Origin of the sequence: Pseudoalteromonas sp. BSi20495 (assembly GCF_000241185.1) — a bacterium.
Classification (GTDB): domain Bacteria; phylum Pseudomonadota; class Gammaproteobacteria; order Enterobacterales; family Alteromonadaceae; genus Pseudoalteromonas; species Pseudoalteromonas fuliginea.
Map to the genome: position 1 here is coordinate 39,848 of NZ_BADY01000079.1, position 18,894 is coordinate 58,741.

At 38.8% G+C, this 18,894-nt stretch carries 19 protein-coding genes; 5 read left to right on the top strand and 14 right to left on the bottom strand.

Annotation, left to right across the window (positions count from 1 at the left end; genetic code table 11):
- Positions 1–3 precede the first annotated feature (3 nt).
- The 10 genes from P20495_RS09310 to P20495_RS09265 form a co-directional block, all read right to left on the bottom strand.
- The gene (locus tag P20495_RS09310) at positions 4–1,857 is read right to left on the bottom strand and encodes a diguanylate cyclase (RefSeq protein WP_008136535.1); all 1,854 of its coding nucleotides are present in this window, start codon (positions 1,855–1,857) and stop codon (positions 4–6) included.
- Positions 1,857–2,642 (bottom strand): TatD family hydrolase, encoded by a 786-nt coding sequence (locus tag P20495_RS09305; RefSeq protein WP_008136536.1) that lies wholly within the window; start codon positions 2,640–2,642, stop codon positions 1,857–1,859. The genes P20495_RS09310 and P20495_RS09305 overlap by 1 nt, the downstream gene beginning before the upstream one ends.
- Positions 2,642–3,160 carry a hypothetical protein gene (locus P20495_RS09300; protein WP_007378020.1) on the bottom strand — a complete coding sequence of 173 codons (519 nt, stop codon included), beginning with the start codon at positions 3,158–3,160 and terminating at the stop codon, positions 2,642–2,644. The genes P20495_RS09305 and P20495_RS09300 overlap by 1 nt, the downstream gene beginning before the upstream one ends.
- A 1-nt stretch (position 3,161) precedes the next feature.
- On the bottom strand, positions 3,162–3,902 hold the full coding sequence (tatC, locus tag P20495_RS09295) for a twin-arginine translocase subunit TatC (protein ID WP_008136537.1): 741 nt from the start codon (positions 3,900–3,902) through the stop codon (positions 3,162–3,164).
- A 2-nt stretch (positions 3,903–3,904) separates the two neighbouring features.
- On the bottom strand, positions 3,905–4,282 hold the full coding sequence (tatB, locus tag P20495_RS09290; RefSeq protein WP_008136539.1) for a Sec-independent protein translocase protein TatB: 378 nt from the start codon (positions 4,280–4,282) through the stop codon (positions 3,905–3,907).
- Positions 4,283–4,287: 5 nt separating this feature from the next.
- Positions 4,288–4,536: a Sec-independent protein translocase subunit TatA gene (gene tatA / locus P20495_RS09285; RefSeq protein WP_008136540.1), complete on the bottom strand. Its 249-nt coding sequence runs from the start codon at positions 4,534–4,536 to the stop codon at positions 4,288–4,290.
- Positions 4,537–4,616: 80 nt separating this feature from the next.
- Positions 4,617–6,218 carry a ubiquinone biosynthesis regulatory protein kinase UbiB gene (gene ubiB, locus P20495_RS09280; protein WP_008136541.1) on the bottom strand — a complete coding sequence of 534 codons (1,602 nt, stop codon included), beginning with the start codon at positions 6,216–6,218 and terminating at the stop codon, positions 4,617–4,619.
- A gap of 9 nt (positions 6,219–6,227) precedes the next feature.
- The gene (locus tag P20495_RS09275) at positions 6,228–6,902 is read right to left on the bottom strand and encodes an SCP2 domain-containing protein (RefSeq protein WP_007378025.1); all 675 of its coding nucleotides are present in this window, start codon (positions 6,900–6,902) and stop codon (positions 6,228–6,230) included.
- 11 nt (positions 6,903–6,913) lie between these two features.
- A complete protein-coding gene (gene ubiE, locus P20495_RS09270; protein WP_007378026.1) occupies positions 6,914–7,669 on the bottom strand; it encodes a bifunctional demethylmenaquinone methyltransferase/2-methoxy-6-polyprenyl-1,4-benzoquinol methylase UbiE in 756 nt (251 codons plus the stop codon).
- Between the two features lie 83 nt (positions 7,670–7,752).
- Positions 7,753–8,739 (bottom strand): GGDEF domain-containing protein, encoded by a 987-nt coding sequence (locus P20495_RS09265; RefSeq protein WP_007378027.1) that lies wholly within the window; start codon positions 8,737–8,739, stop codon positions 7,753–7,755.
- Positions 8,740–9,095: 356 nt separating this feature from the next.
- Between P20495_RS09265 and P20495_RS09260 the strand changes: the two genes are divergently transcribed.
- The gene (locus P20495_RS09260; RefSeq protein WP_008136542.1) at positions 9,096–10,877 is read left to right on the top strand and encodes a DUF885 family protein; all 1,782 of its coding nucleotides are present in this window, start codon (positions 9,096–9,098) and stop codon (positions 10,875–10,877) included.
- A gap of 177 nt (positions 10,878–11,054) precedes the next feature.
- Entirely contained in the window at positions 11,055–12,536 is a 1,482-nt protein-coding gene (locus tag P20495_RS09255) for an FMN-binding glutamate synthase family protein (RefSeq protein ID WP_033015841.1), read from the top strand.
- 46 nt (positions 12,537–12,582) lie between these two features.
- On the opposite strand, the gene mtnK is transcribed toward P20495_RS09255, so the two are convergent.
- Positions 12,583–13,800, bottom strand: a complete 1,218-nt coding sequence (gene mtnK, locus P20495_RS09250) for an S-methyl-5-thioribose kinase (RefSeq protein ID WP_008136545.1) — start codon at positions 13,798–13,800, stop codon at positions 12,583–12,585.
- A 129-nt stretch (positions 13,801–13,929) separates the two neighbouring features.
- On the opposite strand from mtnK, the gene mtnA reads away from it, so the two are divergent.
- On the top strand, positions 13,930–14,955 hold the full coding sequence (mtnA, locus tag P20495_RS09245; RefSeq protein WP_008136547.1) for an S-methyl-5-thioribose-1-phosphate isomerase: 1,026 nt from the start codon (positions 13,930–13,932) through the stop codon (positions 14,953–14,955).
- A gap of 63 nt (positions 14,956–15,018) precedes the next feature.
- Here the strand turns inward: mtnA and P20495_RS09240 are convergent, their stop codons facing one another.
- The 3 genes from P20495_RS09240 to P20495_RS09230 are packed head-to-tail and all read right to left on the bottom strand — an operon-like array spanning position 15,019 to position 16,870.
- A complete protein-coding gene (locus P20495_RS09240; RefSeq protein ID WP_008136549.1) occupies positions 15,019–15,561 on the bottom strand; it encodes an acireductone dioxygenase in 543 nt (180 codons plus the stop codon).
- Complete coding sequence (mtnC, locus tag P20495_RS09235; RefSeq protein WP_008136551.1) at positions 15,558–16,244, bottom strand: acireductone synthase; 687 nt, start codon at positions 16,242–16,244, stop codon at positions 15,558–15,560. Before mtnC ends, P20495_RS09240 begins: the two co-directional genes overlap by 4 nt.
- Entirely contained in the window at positions 16,241–16,870 is a 630-nt protein-coding gene (locus P20495_RS09230; RefSeq protein ID WP_008136552.1) for a methylthioribulose 1-phosphate dehydratase, read from the bottom strand. Before P20495_RS09230 ends, mtnC begins: the two co-directional genes overlap by 4 nt.
- Before the next feature lie 108 nt (positions 16,871–16,978).
- Here P20495_RS09230 and P20495_RS09225 point away from each other — a divergent pair, with 108 nt between their 5' ends.
- Entirely contained in the window at positions 16,979–18,121 is a 1,143-nt protein-coding gene (locus P20495_RS09225; RefSeq protein ID WP_008136554.1) for a methionine aminotransferase, read from the top strand.
- Positions 18,109–18,882: an amidohydrolase gene (locus tag P20495_RS09220; protein ID WP_008136556.1), complete on the top strand. Its 774-nt coding sequence runs from the start codon at positions 18,109–18,111 to the stop codon at positions 18,880–18,882. Before P20495_RS09225 ends, P20495_RS09220 begins: the two co-directional genes overlap by 13 nt.
- The last annotated feature ends 12 nt before the right edge of the window (positions 18,883–18,894 follow it).

Below are 18,894 nucleotides of genomic sequence, written 5' to 3' on the forward strand. Positions count from 1 at the left end.
CTCCTACTGTGGAATTGGAAAATTAATTACTTGATTACGACCGTGCTGTTTAGCGTAATAGAGGGCTTTATCAGCGTGCTCGGTAAATATTTCGGGGGTGTTAAGATCATCTGCGACGCTAGTGTAAACACCAGCACTAATTGTAAATTTAATGTCAGTGCCAGCAACAATTACAGTACTTTGTGCAATTGTTTCGCGTATTTGTTCTGCAATATCTAACGCGCCTTCATTTGGTGTATTTGGAAGCAGCACTACAAATTCTTCGCCACCGTAGCGTGCCACTTCATCAAGTGGACGCTTTAGATTATTTTTTATAATATCTGACACCGCTCTAATAACCTGATCGCCAGTTAAATGACCATACGTATCATTAATTGTTTTGAAGCGGTCTATATCAAGCATAATAATACTTAATGGCGTTTGCTCTCGGCGAGAACGACGAAGCTCCATTATTAATTTCTTATCAAAGAAACGACGGTTTTTTATACCGGTTAAAGCATCTTCAGTATTAAGTTGCTCAAGCTCTCTATTTTTCTCTTCAAGCTCTCTTAAGGTTACTTGTAGTTCAAAGGTTCGTTCGTCGACAAGCGCTTCTAACTCTCGGCGAGCTTTCTCTTGTAACGCTAGACGTTCGTTTAAGAGTGTATCTTGCGCCGTATTTTTAGCAATCAAGGTTTGCTGCGTAACTATTTGTTGGTCGCGTTGCAAAATAAACTTTTCCATTACGGTATAGCACAAACAAAAAATACAGCTAAAAAAGCAAATAAAGACAATAACTAAACTATTCTGACCAAGGGAATACCAGCCCATTGCTGTAGCAATAAAGTAGGCCATAACTATAAGGAAGAAGATTAAAGTCAGTAAAAGGCCTTTATTTTGTTTGGATGGGTCACTACGAGTACATATAAGTGTAGTGATAATATAAAAGCACAAAATAATAGGAATAGTTACAAGGCTAAATAAAGTAACGATTAAGTTAGGTAGCAGCCAAACACATAGTAATGAAATGGCAAATAGGCTGGTTATTATCGTTTGTACCTTTAACAGCGTAGAGCGTTTAGGTTGGCAAATGAGTTGCTGTAAAGGTAAAAACAACAAGGTAATAAGCATCAGTAACATAGAGCTCATTAGTTGCTGAATACCCGTTAGGTTTGGATGAAAAAAACGCAAGCCAAATCCACACAAATAGGAGAGTAATAAACCTAACGTCAACGTTATCATACCAGCACAAGCAAAATAGAGCTTGCGTGAGAACCCATATAAAACAAGACAGCTAAAGGCTAACGAAAATACAAAACCAATGAGCAAACCATATATTAAATTTAGTTTACCTTTGTAAGCTAAATAACTATCTTGCTGCCACAAAGTTAAAGGTACTCGTAACCCCGCACTATCCGTAACTTTGAGGATCACAGTTGTTGTTGTGTTTGCAGGCAATGTTAATTTAACTAATAAAGATTCGCTTTTTATTAGGCGCTGAGAAAGCACAAAGGCGTCGCCTATTTGTGTTTGTGAAAGCAGCTCAGAATTGTGTAAATGAAAAACCTGAATTTTATTTAAGAGAGGATTATCTATTGAAAGTAGTGGCTCAACTTCACTGTTGAGTGTGTTTTTTATTGTAAATGTAAGCCATACTGGTCGTTGTTCTAACCCTAAGTTTAATGAGCTATTTTTAAGTGAATGCCAATTTTTCAAATTACTATTTCGAGCTTCTAAAAGCGAAGTTGGTTCAAAAGAATAGTTTAAATTTATGATATTTTGGGATTTAAAATTTTGGCTTATTACAATGGGATTTGCAGAAGCGTTAAATACACATACTAGGGTAAGTAGGCTAAATAAAACTTTTGCAACTATCATTAACGTGTCTCTAGAGCAAAAATGTGATTAAAGTTTTTTGTAGTTTGAGTTGCTACAGTTTCAGCTTCAATTTTATACAGTTGAGCGACAGTTTGGCAAATATGTGGAAGTAATGCGGGTTCATTTTTACGTGATTTGGGTTTAGGCTTAATCGAGCGCGGAATTAAAAAAGGTGAATCAGTTTCGAGTAGCAAGCGTTCTAAAGGAATGTGAGGGACTAATTGTTGTAACTCTTTCCCACGTCTTTCATCGCATACCCAGCCAGTAATGCCAATGTAAAGCCCTAAATCTAGATAACTTTTTAACGAGCTAGCATTACCGGTAAAGCAGTGAAGTATACCGCGTACTTTGAATTCATTAAGTATTTTAAGCATATCTTCATTGGCATCACGTTCGTGTAGGTAAACAGGTAAATTTAAATCTTCGGCTACAGCAAGCTGGCGCCTGAAGACGCTGCGCTGAATATCTCGAGGTGAAAAATCGCGATTATAGTCAAGCCCACATTCGCCAATAGCAACCACCTCATCGTGCTTTGCAAGGTGTTTTAATTGAGTCTCTAATTCGCTGGTGGCTGATTTTGCATCATGGGGGTGTATGCCGGCTGTAGAGTATTGCTGATACTTTATAGCCAGCTCAAGAGATTGTTCACTCCCTGCTATGTCACAGCCAATAATAAGCATGTTGTTAACGCCTGCACTATTGGCGCGGTTAATAATCTCTTGATACTGTTCATCAAACTGATGGTTAGTTAAATTAACACCAGCATCAATTAAGGTGTACGACATTACTTAGTGCGCTTAACGCGAATAGAGCGATTTTGGTTCGCTTTTTTTAATAAAAATGAGTTAAAAACACCACGAGTTATAACAACCGTATCACTTTCTTTTAAGCGCATACTATCAGAGCCAATTTGACGCCATTGTTGATCATTATCTAAATTAATAATGAGTTCACCATAAGCTGCTTTCTCTATTGAGGTAATTGTAGCTTTAATTTCAGTATCTTTTTCTTTGTGTACTTCTTTATGCTCTAAACCAAAATCATCGGCATTTGCAACTGATGGCGCTTTCTGTGTTGGAGTAGGTATTGGCACGTTAGTATTTGTTGTTGGTGGTGCTAAAACTTTTGCAACTGATGGCTTGGTTAGCGATTTACCCGCAATAGTATTGTCGTAACATAGTAAACGGTTAAAGTCGTTTTCAATAAAGCTACATGCTTGTAATGCTTGAGTGTTAATTTCTGTTTGCGCAGCAAATGTGGGTGCGCTTAATAAAACCAATAGTGAGAGTAGTTGTTTTTTCATTTTATTCCTCAGATTCTTGTTGTGGTTTAGCGGTATAAAATTTCGCTAAAATTAAGCCTAGTTCAAACAAAAGCAGCATCGGAAACGCTAGTAATGTTTGTGATAATACATCAGGCGGTGTTAAAAACATCGCGACTACAAAAACACCTACCACGATATAAGGGCGTTTTTCTTTTAAGCTTGTTGTCGTTGTTGCGCCACTCCAGCATAGCAGCATAATGGCAACTGGAATTTCAAACGCGACACCAAAAGCAAAAAATAATTTTAATACAAATCCTAAATAACTACTTATGTCGGGCGCAAGAGTCATCATCTCAGGACCTGCGCTTGTAAAAAAGCCTAAAATAATTGGCAGTACTACAAAGTAACAAAAGGCTATACCACCATAAAACAGTATTATGCTAGAGGCGAGAACAGGCATGAGCATTTTCTTTTCGTGCTGATATAACCCTGGTGCGATAAACCCCCAAATTTGATGTAATATCCATGGAATAGATGCAAATAAAGCGACAAATAAAGTCAGTTTAAAAGGGGCGAAAAAAGGTGCTGTCACATCAGTTGCAATCATAGTTGCAGTGCTTGGCAAATGTGATACTAGCGGCTGTGCAACAAAAGCGTAAATGTCATTTGCAAAATACACTATGGCAATAAAAATAACGAAAATGCTCAATAGTGCTTTTATAAGTCGATCTCGTAACTCAATTAAGTGAGCCACAAACCCCGATTTTACTTGCTCAACCATTATTATTTATACCATTTAGTAAGTTGACCATTGAAAAGGAAATTAATTTCACTTTTTTCATCAATATGTTGGTTGTTTTCTGTCTTTGGCGGTTGTTTTTTATAGCTGTGGGTAACTGATTGAGCTGCTTGTTGTAGCTCGCTCAACGAGTTTTGCAGTTCAGGGCTTAAGTCTTTTAAGTTTTGTTGCTCTGCTTTTTTAAGGTTTTCATGCAGCTCATGTACGCGTAGCTCTTCGCTGACTTCGGCTTTAACTGAATTAGCTAGCGACTTGGCTGTTTTAATCCAGCGGCTCACTGTTCTTATAGCCACAGGCAAGCGTTCAGGGCCTAAAACCACTAAACCAACAATAAGAACAATAACAAGCTCCCACATTCCCATGCTAATTAAACCTTATTACTATCTTTGGTTTTTTCAGCGTTAGCTGGATCGTTTGGAGCTGCATTTTCTGATTTTTGGATTTGCTCGGTAGTGTCTTGTTCTGTACTTTTTTCATCAGACATGGCTTTTTTAAAGCCTTTAACAGCACCGCCTAAGTCCCCACCCATTCCGCGTAACTTTTTAGTACCAAAAAGAAGAACGATGATTGCTAGTACAATCAATAATTGCCAAATACTAATACCACTAAAACCCATGGTTATCTCCAGTCTATAAAATGATTAAATGTATATTTTAAATACTAATTATACGCTCAATAACGCAAATAGCACTTAGTTTATGCGCTGCGCCATGCCGTTATAAAGCTAACAGCAGAGCAGCTAATAGCTATGCTGGCAGCAATTAAATCGTGCTGTAAATAACAAAGAGCTGACATGATTATCGTCGCACTACCAAACAAGGCCAAGATTAAAGGTTTGTGAGATACCTTTTGTATTTGTACTTGAGTACGAGGAGCTCGCTTTAAATTTTGATAAATTAAATCTGGTAGCTCGGGCATTTTTTCTGCCCAAAAAGGTAAATTAGCATACATTTGTTTCAATACAGATAATGGGCCGACTTGTTGTTTTACCCAGTCTTCTAAAAAGGGTTTAGCTGTTTTCCATAAATCTAGTTGCGGGTAAAGCTGTCTGCCTAACCCTTCAACGTACAATAAAGTTTTTTGTAGTAGTACGAGTTGAGGTTGTACCTGCATATTAAAGCGGCGTGCGGTATTAAATAAATTAACAAGCACATGACCAAATGAAATTTCAGCAAGTGGCTTGTTAAATATAGGCTCACACACTGTACGAATCGCAAATTCAAATTCTTCAATGCTGGTATCGGGTGGTACCCAACCTGAATCAACATGTAGCTGGGCAACTTGGCGATAATCACGATTAAAAAAGGCAATGAAATTTTCAGCCAAATAGCGTTTATCTTCTTTATTAAGCGTGCCAACAATACCACAATCTATACCAATGTATTTTGGGTTTTCAGGATGTTCGCGAGAGACGAATATATTGCCAGGATGCATATCAGCATGAAAAAAACTGTCTCTAAATACTTGTGTAAAAAACACCTCTACACCGCGTTCAGCAAGTAATTTCATATTTGTATTTTGTGCTAATAGTGCATCAGTATCAGAGACAGGTATGCCGTAAATACGCTCCATAACTAATACATTATGGCGGCTATAATCGCTATAAACTGCAGGGATATAAAGAGAATCAGAACCTTCAAAGTTACGCTTAAGCTGAATGCCATTAGCGCCTTCTCGCATTAAGTCGAGTTCATCAAGGAGTGTTTTTTTATACTCTTTAACAACTTCTACAGGGCGCAGGCGTTTTGACTCGTTATGTACTTTGGCAAGTACTTTAGCGAGCTTTTCCATTAACGCTAAGTCAGCATTAATCTGTTCATGAATATTTGGACGAATAACTTTTATTACAACATCTTGCTCAATGTTGTGCTCATCAATAAGTTTTGCTGTGTGGACTTGCGCTATAGATGCCGAGGCCAGCGGTGCTTGTGAAAACTCACTAAATAATTCACTTATATCATTAATTTCGAGTGCTTTTTCAATGATTTCTTGTGCAAGTTCACCTTCAAAAGGTTGTACCTGATCTTGTAAAAACGCGAGCTCTAGGGCTATATCGTGTGGTAGTAAATCGCGACGGGTGGAGAGCATTTGGCCAAACTTAATCCATACAGGACCAAGCTCTTGTAATGCAAGACGTAAACGCAACCCTACTGATTTTTCTTTATGCTGATTGCGTAGCCAAAAAAAGCTTCCACGCATTATTTTGGCAAACCAGGGCGTTTTATGCTTAGGGACTAACTCATCTAACCCGTAGCTAAGTAGTGTTTTAGTGATGTAATACAATCGTGCAGTCGACACAAAAAATCCTTAGCGGGTTACGATGTTTAATAAGGCGTTTATACGCTGCTCAATAGCAGCAACTTGGCTTTTAATTACTCGGTTTTGTTGTTTGAATTGCTCAAGCTCTAAGGGATGAATAGTTATAGCAAGCTCATCCTGACATAAACTAGTAAGTGTAGTGGCTAACTGCTTTTTTACTTTACTGCTTTGCTGCTTGAGCGAGGTTAAGTGTAAATAAAGTTGCTGGGCCGGGCCATCGCCAATATGCTTTGATAGTTGTTCTGGCCAATCAATATCTAAACTCGAAAATGCGTTACTGTAAGTTTGGGCAATATTCAAATCACCTTGCAGGTCGAGTTTATCTTGGCGTATTAGCTGGGTAAGCATCGCTGGATTTTTTAGCGCAATAAGCGTATCTATATCGGCGCTTATCATGCAATCAGCGTTATCACTGCTTTGTGCGGTATATAAATGTAGTTTTTTATCAGCAAAAACGAGTTGGATTGTTTGTTGCCAATCTCTTACTTCAACAACTAAACGCAGCTCTTTAACTTCATTTAGTTTTTTTGAAAGCTTTGGGTCGAGTTTAAGTGCTTGATTAAGTACATGCTCGATAAGCGAAAGTACAAAGTTAGGCAACATGAAAAAAGTAGATGTAGTTGACCTATCATTATTTTTTTCAGTTACTTGTTCAAGCGCCATATCACTCTGCCTTAGTATTTAAAACCACGGTGAAGTGCAACAATACCACCTGTTAGGTTTTGATAAGTTGTTTGTTCAAAGCCAGCGTCATCCATCATTGCTTTAAGGGTATCTTGATCTGGATGCATACGAATCGATTCGGCTAAATATTTGTACGACTCGCTGTCGTTAGCAACTAGTTTGCCCATTGTTGGTAATAAATTAAATGAATAAAAATCGTAAGCTTTACTTAGTACTTCATGCTCAGGCTTGGAAAATTCTAGCACTAGTAAGCGACCACCTGGCTTTAAAATACGGTACATAGAACGAAGTGCTTTGTCTTTATCGGTTACATTACGTAAACCAAAAGCAATAGTGATCACATCAAAGCTATTATCTGGAAATGGCAGCATTTCGGCGTTCATTTGTACGTAGTCAATATTACCAACAAGACCCAAGTTATGCAGCTTCTCACGGCCCACTTTGAGCATTGAGGAGTTAATATCGCCTAAAACAACTTGACCTGTTTCACCGACTAATTGACTAAATTTAGCCGTTAAATCACCAGTGCCGCCAGCTAAATCAAGTACATGATGGCCTTTGCGAACACCAGAACTGGCAATAGTTTGACGTTTCCATAAGCGGTGCACACCAAAAGACATTAAATCATTCATTACATCGTATTTTGCTGCAACTGAGTGAAATACGTCTGCAACCATTGAGGCTTTGTCGTTTTCAGCTACCGTTTTATAGCCAAAATGCGTGGTCTTTTGCGGTGTTTCGTTCATGATTAATCTCTATCGTGGCAATAAGCACTAGTGTACTTTATTGTGTACTGCAGGTGCAATTTGAATATGATTTATCAGGTGATTTAATGCCCAGCAATAAAACAACTTTGCCCAAGAGATCGAGCTTTAAAAGCTGCATTTGAGGCTTTTTTAGCAAGTTGATTAAAATCATCTTGTTGCTGATGCTGTGCAATCCCTAATGATAAGTTTATAGCGGGTAGTTTTGTGCCACTTTTTGAGCTAACAAATCGCAACTTTTCTACCCCGTTACGTACTTTTTCGGCTATTAAAGTTGCCGTTTCAGGATCAATGTCGGCGAGTAATATAGTAAATTGGTCTTTAGCAGTCCGTCCAGGTAAACCGCTTTGGAATACATACTTTTGTACTTGCTTAGCGACTTTATTCAAAATAACTTCACCAAGAATATCACCATAATTATCAACAAAGTGATCAAGGTTATCTATTTGAACAGCAATGGCACAAATGGACTTTTCTTGATTTGTCCAAACTTGGGTTTGTTGAGTTAAATAATGACGTTTATAAAGGCCCGTTTGGCTATCTACTATATGCTGCTTTCGGAGCTGAGTTAATTGCTTTTGTGTTTTTTCGTGTAACTTTTTAGCTTTGCTAAGTTCTTTCTTAAATTGTTTATGCTGCTCTAGTAACTCTACGGTTTGTGTATTGAGGATTTTAAGGGCTTTACGGCTTTGTTCTATACTGTTTTCATCAAGCGTATGCACACATTCATTTACTTGATCAGCAAAGCGGATAATTTGTTTTTCTGTTGCTTGAGCATTTCGAGAAAGTGACCCGATAATACCGTCAACATTTTGAATCATCGAGACTTGAGTTGTGTGCCCTTCATTTAAAAATTGAAAATATAATTGTTCAATTAAAACACTGTCTATATTTTCTTCTGTTGCAATCGCACGTTCTAGTGCATTTTTAAGGTTTATATTGGCTTGGCTAATATAGGTATAAATCACTTGAAAATTAAGCGGGGTTGGCGGCAGCGCATAACGCTCTAAAAACACACACACTTTAGTCATTTTTTCTTGTGCAATTGCCATGGAATCATGGAACATCATTTTTAAATACCAACTGAGTACGCATAAGAGTTAATTTAAATATCTCATTCCGTGAGGCGGTTATGCATCCGAGCTTTTATTATTTTTTACTACAGTAATCGTTATGGCGGTTATTTAAAAGTAAAAAAAGAGTTACGGAACTTAAATTTTCGTTTTAACAACTCAATAGCTGCTTTTCTCATCAATTAAGCCTGTTTTTACTTCTGTTGATATACTTTACTCTCGAAATACACTTAGTTTTAGTAAGGTTTATAACCGTTGATTGGTCTCATTTACTTGCTATTTATTTAGCCTACGATAGCTTTGTGATATCTATTACATCGTCAAGTTAAATTGCAATGAATCATTTTTTACAACGGCCAATGCGCCATTCTTTACTTGGTTTCATGTTTTTATGCTCATTAAGTGCATGTCAAATAACAACGCAAAATGCAGATCAACAGTTTACGCAGATAGCCAAAAGCATTGTTGATTACAGACAAAGCATTAATCCTTATAGCAATGCAAAAGGGGTTAAAGGTTACTTGTTACCAAATCTATCGCCCGAATTTTTAGCGCAAGAATATAAGAATAAAACACAGTTACTTGCCGATTTAGATACCGTCAGCATTGATAAATTAAGTGATGAAAATCAAATAAACTTCAGCATTATTCGAGCACAAGTACAAAACAGCGTTGATGAGTATATATTCAATGCGCATTATATGCCGCTTACATCAGAGTATGGTTTTCACTCTGGATTATCATATATCATCAATAGCTCTCAATATAAAAATCAGCAAGATTTCGATACATACCTTGCACGTTTGGCGCAAGTTCCACGATTTTTTGAACAAAACATATATTGGATGAAAAAAGGGATAGAAACGGGCCTTACTCAACCTAAAGCTGTGCTAGAGGGTTACGAAGATTCAATTAATGCTTACATTGTTGACGATATAACTACATCTGAGTTTTATAAACCTTTTTTAACTAATACTGCTGGCTTGAGCGATAGTGAATTTAAGGCACTACAACAAAAAGCTAAAAACATTATAAAAGAAGATGTTATACAGTCTTATAAAAATTATTTAGTGTTTTTTACGCAGCAGTATCGACCTAGTGCACGCACAAGCGTTGGCATATCAGATACACCTAATGGCGAGGCATTTTATAAAAACAGAGCTAAGTATTACACTACTACCGACATGACGCCTAAAGAGATTCATGAACTTGGATTAAAAGAGGTCGCTCGAATTCGCAGTGAAATGGAGGACGTAATAGCTGAAGTAGGTTTTAAAGGCACATTCGCCGAATTTATTCACTTTTTACGTACGGATCCACAATTTTATGCCACAACACCAGAGCAGCTTTTAAAAGAAGCATCTTATATTGCTAAAAAAATGGATGCACAGCTGCCTAAGCTATTTCATACCTTGCCACGTAAACCTTATGGCGTAGCCCCCGTACCAGCCAATATTGCTCCTAAATACACAACAGGCCGTTATTCTGGCTCTAATCGAGATGATGAAGCAGGTTATTATTGGGTGAATACTTACGCATTAGACAAGCGCCCTCTCTATGTTTTAGAAGCGTTGACTCTGCACGAAGCAGTACCAGGACATCATTTACAAATATCACTTAATGCCGAGCTTGAAAATCTACCGAGCTACCGTCGTGATGCTTACCTTTCGGCATTTGGCGAAGGTTGGGGGCTTTACTCTGAATACTTGGGCTTAGAAGCTGGCTTTTATCAAGACCCATATAGCCGTTTTGGTCGCTTAACTTATGAAATGTGGCGAGCAGCACGTTTAGTTGTTGATACGGGAATGCACATGTATGGCTGGAGTAGAGATCGGGCTATGAACTTTATGAGCGAAAACACCGCGCTTTCGCTGCATAATGTTAAAACGGAAACCGATCGTTATATATCGTGGCCAGCACAGGCACTGTCATACAAAATTGGTGAGTTAACTATTAAACGTTTACGCGCTGAGGCAGAGCAAGCGCTTGGGAAAAATTTTGATATTCGTGAATTCCATCATCAAATATTACGCCATGGTTCAGTACCTTTATCAGTGCTAGAAACACAAGTACGTATGTATATAAAAAATGAATCAGTTAAGCTGGAAAGTAAATAAGTATAATTTTTAAAAATGGGTACTGAGTTGTTTTTATAGCTATGTAAGTTAGTACTCTGTTGGTAAGTAGTTGTATTTATTTTAAGTAAGCAGGTTAGTAATTATGATGAGCCATTTAGTTCATTAAAGCGGTCAGTACTTATTAGGTTTTATTTTAAAAATCACCAAGGGTCATAAATGAGCAATTTTATAATGTTTAGTATCGATATATTTGCAAGTATGTTTATAGTTTTACTCGGGTGCGTTGTGCTTACTGTAATTGTTTTTTATTTTCGCGATATTACACAAACTAAGCACGCTATAAGGCGAAATTACCCCGTGATAGGGCGTTTTCGGTATTTTTTTGAGCGCCAAGGGGAGTTTTTCAGGCAGTACTTCTTTGCGCAAGATAGAGAAGAAATGCCATTTAATCGAGCTGAACGAAGCTGGGTTTATCGTGCTGCAAAAGATGTTGACCGTACTGCGGCATTTGGCTCTACGCAAAGCTTAGAAGTAACGGGTACAGTTATGTTTATGAACTGTGCGTTTCCTACTTTAGATGAAGAAGCGCTCGACCCGAGTAATGTTACTTTGGGTCCATACTGTAAAACACCTTACACCACCAACTCGCTATTTAATGTATCAGGTATGAGCTTTGGTGCGTTATCAAAACCCGCTGTACGTGCTTTATCAAAAGGAGCTAAGTTAGCAGGTTGTTGGATGAACACCGGTGAAGGGGGATTAAGCCCTTATCACTTAGAAGGTGGGGCTGATATTGTTTTTCAAATTGGTACCGCTAAATATGGTGCACGAGACGAGCATGGTAATTTAAGTACTGAAAAACTTAAAGAAATAGCGGCTCACGAACAGGTTAAAATGTTCGAACTAAAAATGAGCCAAGGCGCTAAGCCTGGCAAGGGTGGAATGCTTCCAGGGCGCAAAGTTAATGCCGAAATAGCTAAAATTAGGGGGATACCAGAAGGGCAAGATTCGATTAGCCCCAATGGTCACCCTGAAATTAAAAATCCAGCCGATATTCTTGATATGATTGCCACAGTACGTAACGCGACAGGTAAGCCTACAGGGTTTAAAGCTGTTATTGGTGCGTACGGATGGTTAGAAACGTTGTTCGCTGAAATAAATCACCGCGGTATCGAGTCTGCACCTGACTTTATTACCATAGATAGTGCTGATGGTGGTACGGGCGCAGCACCGCAACCGCTTATGGATTCGGTGGGTTTACCACTGCGCGAAAGTTTACCGCTTGTAGTTAATATGCTTGAAAAACATGGGCTTCGAGATCGTATTAAAATAATCGCTTCTGGTAAATTAATTGTTCCTTCAAAGGTTGCTTGGGCATTGGCGCTCGGTGCTGATTTTGTTGTATCGGCTCGTGGTCATATGTTTGCACTGGGCTGTATTCAAGCAATGCAATGTAATAAAGATACTTGTCCAACCGGGATCACTACGCATAACGAGCGTTTGCAACGCGGCTTAAATGTAGCTGATAAAGCGCAGCGAGTAGCTAACTATAATAAATACATTCATTATGGAGCTGGGCTAATAGCTCACTCTTGTGGTGTGACTAGTGCACGCGAATTAAAACGTGAGCATGTACGTATAGTGCAAGAAAGTGGGCTTTCGGAACCGCTTGATAAAATTTACGAAAACTACAAGTAAGTTTTAACTAACTAGAAGGCGCTAATAGCGCCTTTTTTAATGCTTGTTAGTTTAATTGGCTTATTAATAAACTAAAGAATGCTTCTTTGTTGTTGCATGCTTTTGCATTTAAAATAAGTTGCTCGCCTAGTGCTAATGTTTGTTTTTGCACTGTAAGGCGCGCATTGTCATCACTAATACTATCTATATCGCTTACGTGCGCAAGCCCAATAGTACGCCTAATTAACTCAGCACCACAGTAACCAACAGCATCTTGCAATACGTTTTTCATAAAGTATTGCGCATAGCCTACTGGCACTAGTGATTCATCCGTTGTTTTAGTGCGTATTAATTCAAGCCATTGCTGCTCAAATAAACTATAGGTGTCTACGATACAGCTAAGTAAATGTGTTTGGTAATTGCGACGAGCCAAAAAATCTTCAATATGACCTGCTTGTGCGCAGTAATTTAAAAGTAAATTACCAATAAAAGAGCCAATATCGAACCCAGCAGGACCAAAAAAACCAAACTCAGGATCGATCATCTTTGTATTATTACAATCAACAAAAATACTGCCGCTATGCATATCACCATGGAGTAATGTTTGCGGGTTAGATAAAAAATTAGCTTTTAATTTTGCTATTTCTAACTTTAATGCGCTGTTTTTTTGTATTGCATCAACTTCGCTTTGTAGTTGCTCTGGGTAGTTATTGCGTTCGTGCCCAATGTACGGATCGCTAAAAAATAAGTCTTCAGTGATTTGGCAAAGCTCAGGGTTAGTAAATTGGCTAACGAGCGCTTTTTTAGTTTGCGCGGTTAAGTAAAAATCTGAATTATAAAAACCAGTATGGCTTAAGTAGGTAGCTACGTGCTGCGCTAATTTAGGAAATTGCTCAGCATTATTTTGTGCAGTTCGCAGTATTTGTAAATTACCTAAATCTTCTAAAATAGTAAGGGCTTGTATTTCACTATAATGTAAAACATTAGCAGTATAAGTAGGGCAAATAGCACCATGGTTAAGTAAAACTTGTGCTTCTATACGGGCTCTATCAAGTGTTAATGGCCACGACTCACCCACGCAACGCGCGTAAGGCAGAGCTTGCTTTAAAATAACACTATTGTTTTGCTCATCAGTAATTCTAAACACTAAATTAAGATTGCCATCACCAAACTCATACGCAGATAAGGTTTGTCCGGAATCAAAAAAATTACATTGTTTAGATTCAATTAATGTGGATACGTAATCGATAGCGCGCTGTGCATTAAAAGCAACATAGTTAGTCATGGTTTAAATCTCAAAAATCAGCTTTTAAGCATTCTATACCTTTAAATGTTTAGATGTCTACAAGTCTAACTTGAGAGTTATTCAAAGTGGTGTAAAATAACGTTACGCATTTTTAATACCTTAAGCATTATGCAAAATTTAATCGCAAGCAGTTTAAAATATGAAAACGGGTCGCTTAGTGTGCTCGACCAATATTTACTACCTCACCAGCAGGTATGGCATCAATGCCATGATGTAGAAACCATGAAAGAGCTGATCATTAATTTAAAAGTACGTGGAGCTCCACTTATTGGTTTAAGCGCGAGCTTGTTAGTGGCGTATTTAGCTGAGCAAGGGGTCGTGAAAAGTGAGCTTGAAAAAGCAATCAATGAACTAGAAGCCACTCGTCCAACGGCGGTTAATTTAATGCATTGTATGGCGGCATTGCGAAAAGCTTTAACGCAAAGCGATTATGTTGCCGGTATTGTTAGTACTGCTGAGCGGTTGTTTATTGAAGATATTGAGCTGTGTGAACGAATGGCAAATCGTGGTGCCGAGCTTATAAGTAGTGGCGACAACATATTAACTCATTGTAATACAGGGGCTCTTGCAACCGCTGGTATTGGTACTGCACTAGGTGTTATTTACAAAGCGCAGCAAAAACATGGCAACGTACATGTGTGGGTTGATGAAACACGACCATTATTACAAGGCGGCCGCTTAACGGCCTTTGAGCTTGAGCGCTGGGAAATACCGTACACATTAATTTGCGATAATATGGCGGCAAGTTTAATGGCTGCAGGTAAGGTGGATAAAATAGTAGTAGGAGCTGATCGTATTGCTGCCAATGGTGATTTTGCTAATAAAGTGGGTACCTATAATTTAGCCGTACTTGCGTATTTTCATAACATTCCATTTTATGTAGTTGCGCCTATTACTACGCTTGATACCAACACCGCGTGTGGTGATGATATAGAAATAGAGCAACGTAATCCTCAAGAAGTGCGCGGAGTTAGCGGTAGCTTTGGTGAGGCTTTGTGGGCACCCACTAATGCCAATGTATATAACCCTGCATTTGATATAACACCGGCAAAACTGGTTACAGGGTGGGTGTTAGACACGGGGGTTTATAACCAAAGTCAGGTAGAAAATGGCGGTCTCATAAAGCTTAAGTAACTTCGCGGTATTTTTGGTCCACGCTATGTTTATTAGTGTGGACCAAGGTTTTGAATGACCAACTTACGATAATAGTGGAAATTGCTCTGCAATAGACGAGTCAGTGCTTTTTGCTACCCAGCCCTCTGTATTGTTAAATAAGCGAATGGCAGTAAACTCAGGATCGCTTCCCATATCAAACCAATGCGGGGTAAGTTCAGGCACTGAAATTAAATCGCCTTGTTGGCAAAGTACCTGATAAACCTTATTGCCTAAATGCAGGCAAAATAGCCCTTGGCCTTTTACAAAAAAACGTACTTCGTCTTCACTATGAGTATGTTCAAATAAAAATTTTTTGCGCAGCTCTGATGCGCCAGGGTTACCTTTAGCTAGAGATATAACATCTACTGTTTGATAGCCATTTTCAGTTTTTAACCGATCTATATCGCTTTTGTACGCACTAATAATTTGCTCATGGGTGGTGTGCTGATTAATATCTGCATTTGCTTGCCACTGTTCAAAACGTACGTTTACTTTAGCTAGCTGCTTTGTAATATCATCAGCATTTGATGTGCTCACAAGTGCCTTGTTTGCATTGTTGTCGGCATACACCGTTAATTGGCTCATACTAATTGCTCCAATTTAAATTGACTAAAGTCATTAATATAAGGGTGTGCTTTAGTGCTTGCTTGCCCATCACGAATTAAATGTAGTGTTTTTAAACCCACAGCCTGCGCGGCGTCAAGCTCACCGGTTACATCACTTAAAAAGAGTATTTCTTCTGCCTGAAACGGTAACAGTTCAACAATGGTGTTATAGGCAGTTCGTTCTTGCTTTGCGCCAACTTTGGTGTCAAAAAAGTCAGAAAAAAAGCTGCGAATGTCGCCATAATCACTGTATTTAAAAAGCAACAGCTGCGCTTTTACCGAACCAGATGAGTACACATACAAAGTAATATCGTTGTTGTGTTGAGCTTGTAAAAAATCAAATGCATCTGGGTATAAATGACCCTTAAAATCGCCGTGTTCATACCCTGTTTGCCAAATTAAGCCTTGTAACTGCTTAAGTGGAGTGATTTTTTTATCTTCATCAATCCAGATAAGTAAGGCGCTAATGACTTCTTCTATATCGGCGTTTGGCTTTTCGATAAGGGCTTTTACGGCACTAATTTGCTCAGCTACATCGGGCTTATTAGCATTGGCACGTACAAAGGTAGGTAACTGTTTTGCTGCGTAAGGAAACAACACCTCTTTAACAAACGAGATACGGGTTATTGTACCTTCGATATCGGTTAAAATGGCTTTAATCATTTAGTTACTCCCGCTTGAATGCCTATTATTTTTAGGCGCTCTAGTTCGCAGCTAAATAAAAACTCTAAGGCTTCTAAGTGGCGACGAACTTCATCAATATTACGTCCTACTGCATATAAACCATGACCACGTATCAGTACGCCGTGCTCTATAGGCGTATGTAAATGATGGTCACTGACCAGCAGGCTTAATCGGTCAATATCTTGATCGTTATCGAAAATAGGAATGCTCAGCGTTTCTAAGTGCGAAGTAAAGCCGCTCAGTGCTTTTTGCATTTCATAGCCTGTTAAATCAAGCTGATGCTCTTGGGTAATTTGCGACAGTACGGTAGCGGCTACAGAGTGAGTATGTAAAACACACTGTGCATCAGGTATAAGCTGATACAAACTTAGGTGTAATTGTGTTTCTGCCGATGGTTTTACAGCTCCTGCTAGGCGCTCGCCTTGGTGATCTAATTGCAAAAAATGCGCTTGCGTCAGTGAGCCTTTATCGTGCCCACTTGCTGTAACAACAAAGCCAGTGCTAGTACGAGCTGAAAAGTTTCCGCCTGTTGCGGGTACCCAGCCTTTTTGGCTAACCCATTTTCCGGCTTCAATAAGTTGTGAAATAGCGGTATTGTTTTGCATACATTCCTCACTAATGAGCGTAAAGTTAATTGTTTTTAGACGGCTATACTTCTGTTTTAAGCAATGATAGCATCGCTTTAAGCGCAAAACCATCATTAAGGGCATCTCGTGTTTGAAAGTAAATTACCAAATTTAGGCGTTAGTATATTTAGCCAAATGAGCGGATTGGCTAATGAGTTTTCGGCAATTAATCTCTCTCAAGGCTTTCCTGAGTTTGATGCTCCTGATCTTTTAAAAACGCAGTTAAATTATTATGTGCAGCAGGGCGTTAATCAATATTCACCTTCAAGTGGTGTACCAAGATTACAGCAACAAATTGCTGATTTAGCAAAGCGCAAATATACAGCTGATATAAACGCAGCTGATCAAGTGACTGTTACTTCGGGTGCAACAGAGGCATTGTTTGTGGCTATTCAAACAATTGTGCGCCCCAGTGATGAAGTGATTGTATTTGACCCTGCATATGACTCTTACCAACCGGCAATTAAACTCGCTGGTGGAAAGTCGGTACACATTGCCTTAAGTGCGCCAAATTACACCATTGATTGGCAAGTAGTAAGCCAAGCAATTACTAAAAATACCCGTGTAATTATTATAAATACGCCTCATAACCCAAGCGGTAAAATATTACAGCCACAAGATATAAAAGAGCTTAAAGAGTTAGTTAGTACTCACCGTTTATATGTAATAAGCGATGAGGTATATGAGCACATTACGTTTGATGAACAACCGCATTTAAGTGTATTACGCGATGATGAATTATTTACCAAAAGCTTTGTTGTATCGAGTTTTGGTAAAACGTTTCACAGCACGGGCTGGAAAATGGGTTACTGTATTGCACCTGCAGATTTAGCTGTCGAATTTAGAAAAATTCATCAGTACGTTACGTTTTCAAGTTTTACCCCCGCACAGCATGCGCTTGCCGATATGCTCGAGCAGCAAGGTGAGCATATAGATGAGCTAAGCGGGTTTTATCAGCAAAAACGCGACTTATTAGCGAGCCATTTAAGTAATAGTCGTTTTAAAATTTTACCTAGCCAAGGCACTTACTTTTTATTATTAGATTACAGTGATGTATCGGATTTAAACGATGTTGAATTTTGCCATTGGTTAGTTGAGCAAGCAGGTGTTGCGGCTATTCCGTTAAGTGTTTTTTATCAAAATCCACCAACCGACAAAGTAATTCGTTTATGCTTTGCTAAAAACGACAACACTCTCATAGAGGCTGCGCAAATATTATGTCAACTTTAACCATTACAGCATTGCAAAGCTCGCTTTATTGGCTTGATAAAGATGCTAATTTAGCCATGTTTAATAAACAGCTTGAAGCAATTACGCATCAGCCCGATCTTATTTTACTGCCCGAAACATTCTCGACTGGCTTTGCTATCAATTTAGATTGTGCAGAGCCTGAAAACGGTAAAGTACTGACGTGGTTAAAGGCGCAGGCTCATAAACATAGTGCGGTTATTGCAGGTTCGGTACTTGTTGCACAAGGCGATAAAAAAGCGAATCGGTTTTATTGGGTAAAACCCGATGGTGAGGTGAGTTATTACGATAAACGCCATTTATTTCGCTTAGGCAGCGAGGGCGATTACGTTGTAGCAGGGCAAGTGCGTAAAGTTTTTGAAATCAACGGTTTTAAACTATTACCGCAAGTATGTTACGACCTGCGCTTTCCGGTATTTCAACGTAATAATAACGACTACGATGTAATGATAAACGTAGCAAATTGGCCAGCTGTGCGCCGCCATATTTGGGATACGTTACTTATGGCGCGCGCAATGGAAAACCTGTGTTACGTAGTAGGCGTTAATCGAGTGGGTGACGACGGTAATGGCGTGGCGCACAATGGCGGTACTGCAGTATACGACTTTAAAGGCGATGCATTAACTAAAGCGCAAGATGACACCGAGCAACTAGTTACTATAACACTTGAAAAAGCACCACTGGATGAGTTTAAAGCAGCGTTTCCTGCCTATTTAGATGCAGACCCTTTTACATTAATATAGACACGTTAATTT

Excerpts from the sequence above, each read along its gene's own strand:
- mtnC (WP_008136551.1), bottom strand. The coding sequence starts at position 16,244 with ATGATTAAAGCCATTTTAACCGATATCGAAGGTACAATAACCCGTATC.
- P20495_RS09300 (WP_007378020.1), bottom strand. The coding sequence starts at position 3,160 with ATGAAAAAACAACTACTCTCACTATTGGTTTTATTAAGCGCACCCACA.
- P20495_RS09230 (WP_008136552.1), bottom strand. The coding sequence starts at position 16,870 with ATGCAAAACAATACCGCTATTTCACAACTTATTGAAGCCGGAAAATGG.
- P20495_RS09255 (WP_033015841.1), top strand. The coding sequence starts at position 11,055 with ATGAGCAATTTTATAATGTTTAGTATCGATATATTTGCAAGTATGTTT.
- P20495_RS09240 (WP_008136549.1), bottom strand. The coding sequence starts at position 15,561 with ATGAGCCAATTAACGGTGTATGCCGACAACAATGCAAACAAGGCACTT.
- P20495_RS09265 (WP_007378027.1), bottom strand. The coding sequence starts at position 8,739 with ATGGCAATTGCACAAGAAAAAATGACTAAAGTGTGTGTGTTTTTAGAG.
- mtnK (WP_008136545.1), bottom strand. The coding sequence starts at position 13,800 with ATGACTAACTATGTTGCTTTTAATGCACAGCGCGCTATCGATTACGTA.
- P20495_RS09310 (WP_008136535.1), bottom strand. The coding sequence starts at position 1,857 with ATGATAGTTGCAAAAGTTTTATTTAGCCTACTTACCCTAGTATGTGTA.
- P20495_RS09275 (WP_007378025.1), bottom strand. The coding sequence starts at position 6,902 with ATGGCGCTTGAACAAGTAACTGAAAAAAATAATGATAGGTCAACTACA.
- P20495_RS09305 (WP_008136536.1), bottom strand. The coding sequence starts at position 2,642 with ATGTCGTACACCTTAATTGATGCTGGTGTTAATTTAACTAACCATCAG.
- mtnA (WP_008136547.1), top strand. The coding sequence starts at position 13,930 with ATGCAAAATTTAATCGCAAGCAGTTTAAAATATGAAAACGGGTCGCTT.
- P20495_RS09260 (WP_008136542.1), top strand. The coding sequence starts at position 9,096 with ATGAATCATTTTTTACAACGGCCAATGCGCCATTCTTTACTTGGTTTC.
- tatA (WP_008136540.1), bottom strand. The coding sequence starts at position 4,536 with ATGGGTTTTAGTGGTATTAGTATTTGGCAATTATTGATTGTACTAGCA.
- tatC (WP_008136537.1), bottom strand. The coding sequence starts at position 3,902 with ATGGTTGAGCAAGTAAAATCGGGGTTTGTGGCTCACTTAATTGAGTTA.
- ubiE (WP_007378026.1), bottom strand. The coding sequence starts at position 7,669 with ATGAACGAAACACCGCAAAAGACCACGCATTTTGGCTATAAAACGGTA.
- tatB (WP_008136539.1), bottom strand. The coding sequence starts at position 4,282 with ATGGGAATGTGGGAGCTTGTTATTGTTCTTATTGTTGGTTTAGTGGTT.
- P20495_RS09220 (WP_008136556.1), top strand. The coding sequence starts at position 18,109 with ATGTCAACTTTAACCATTACAGCATTGCAAAGCTCGCTTTATTGGCTT.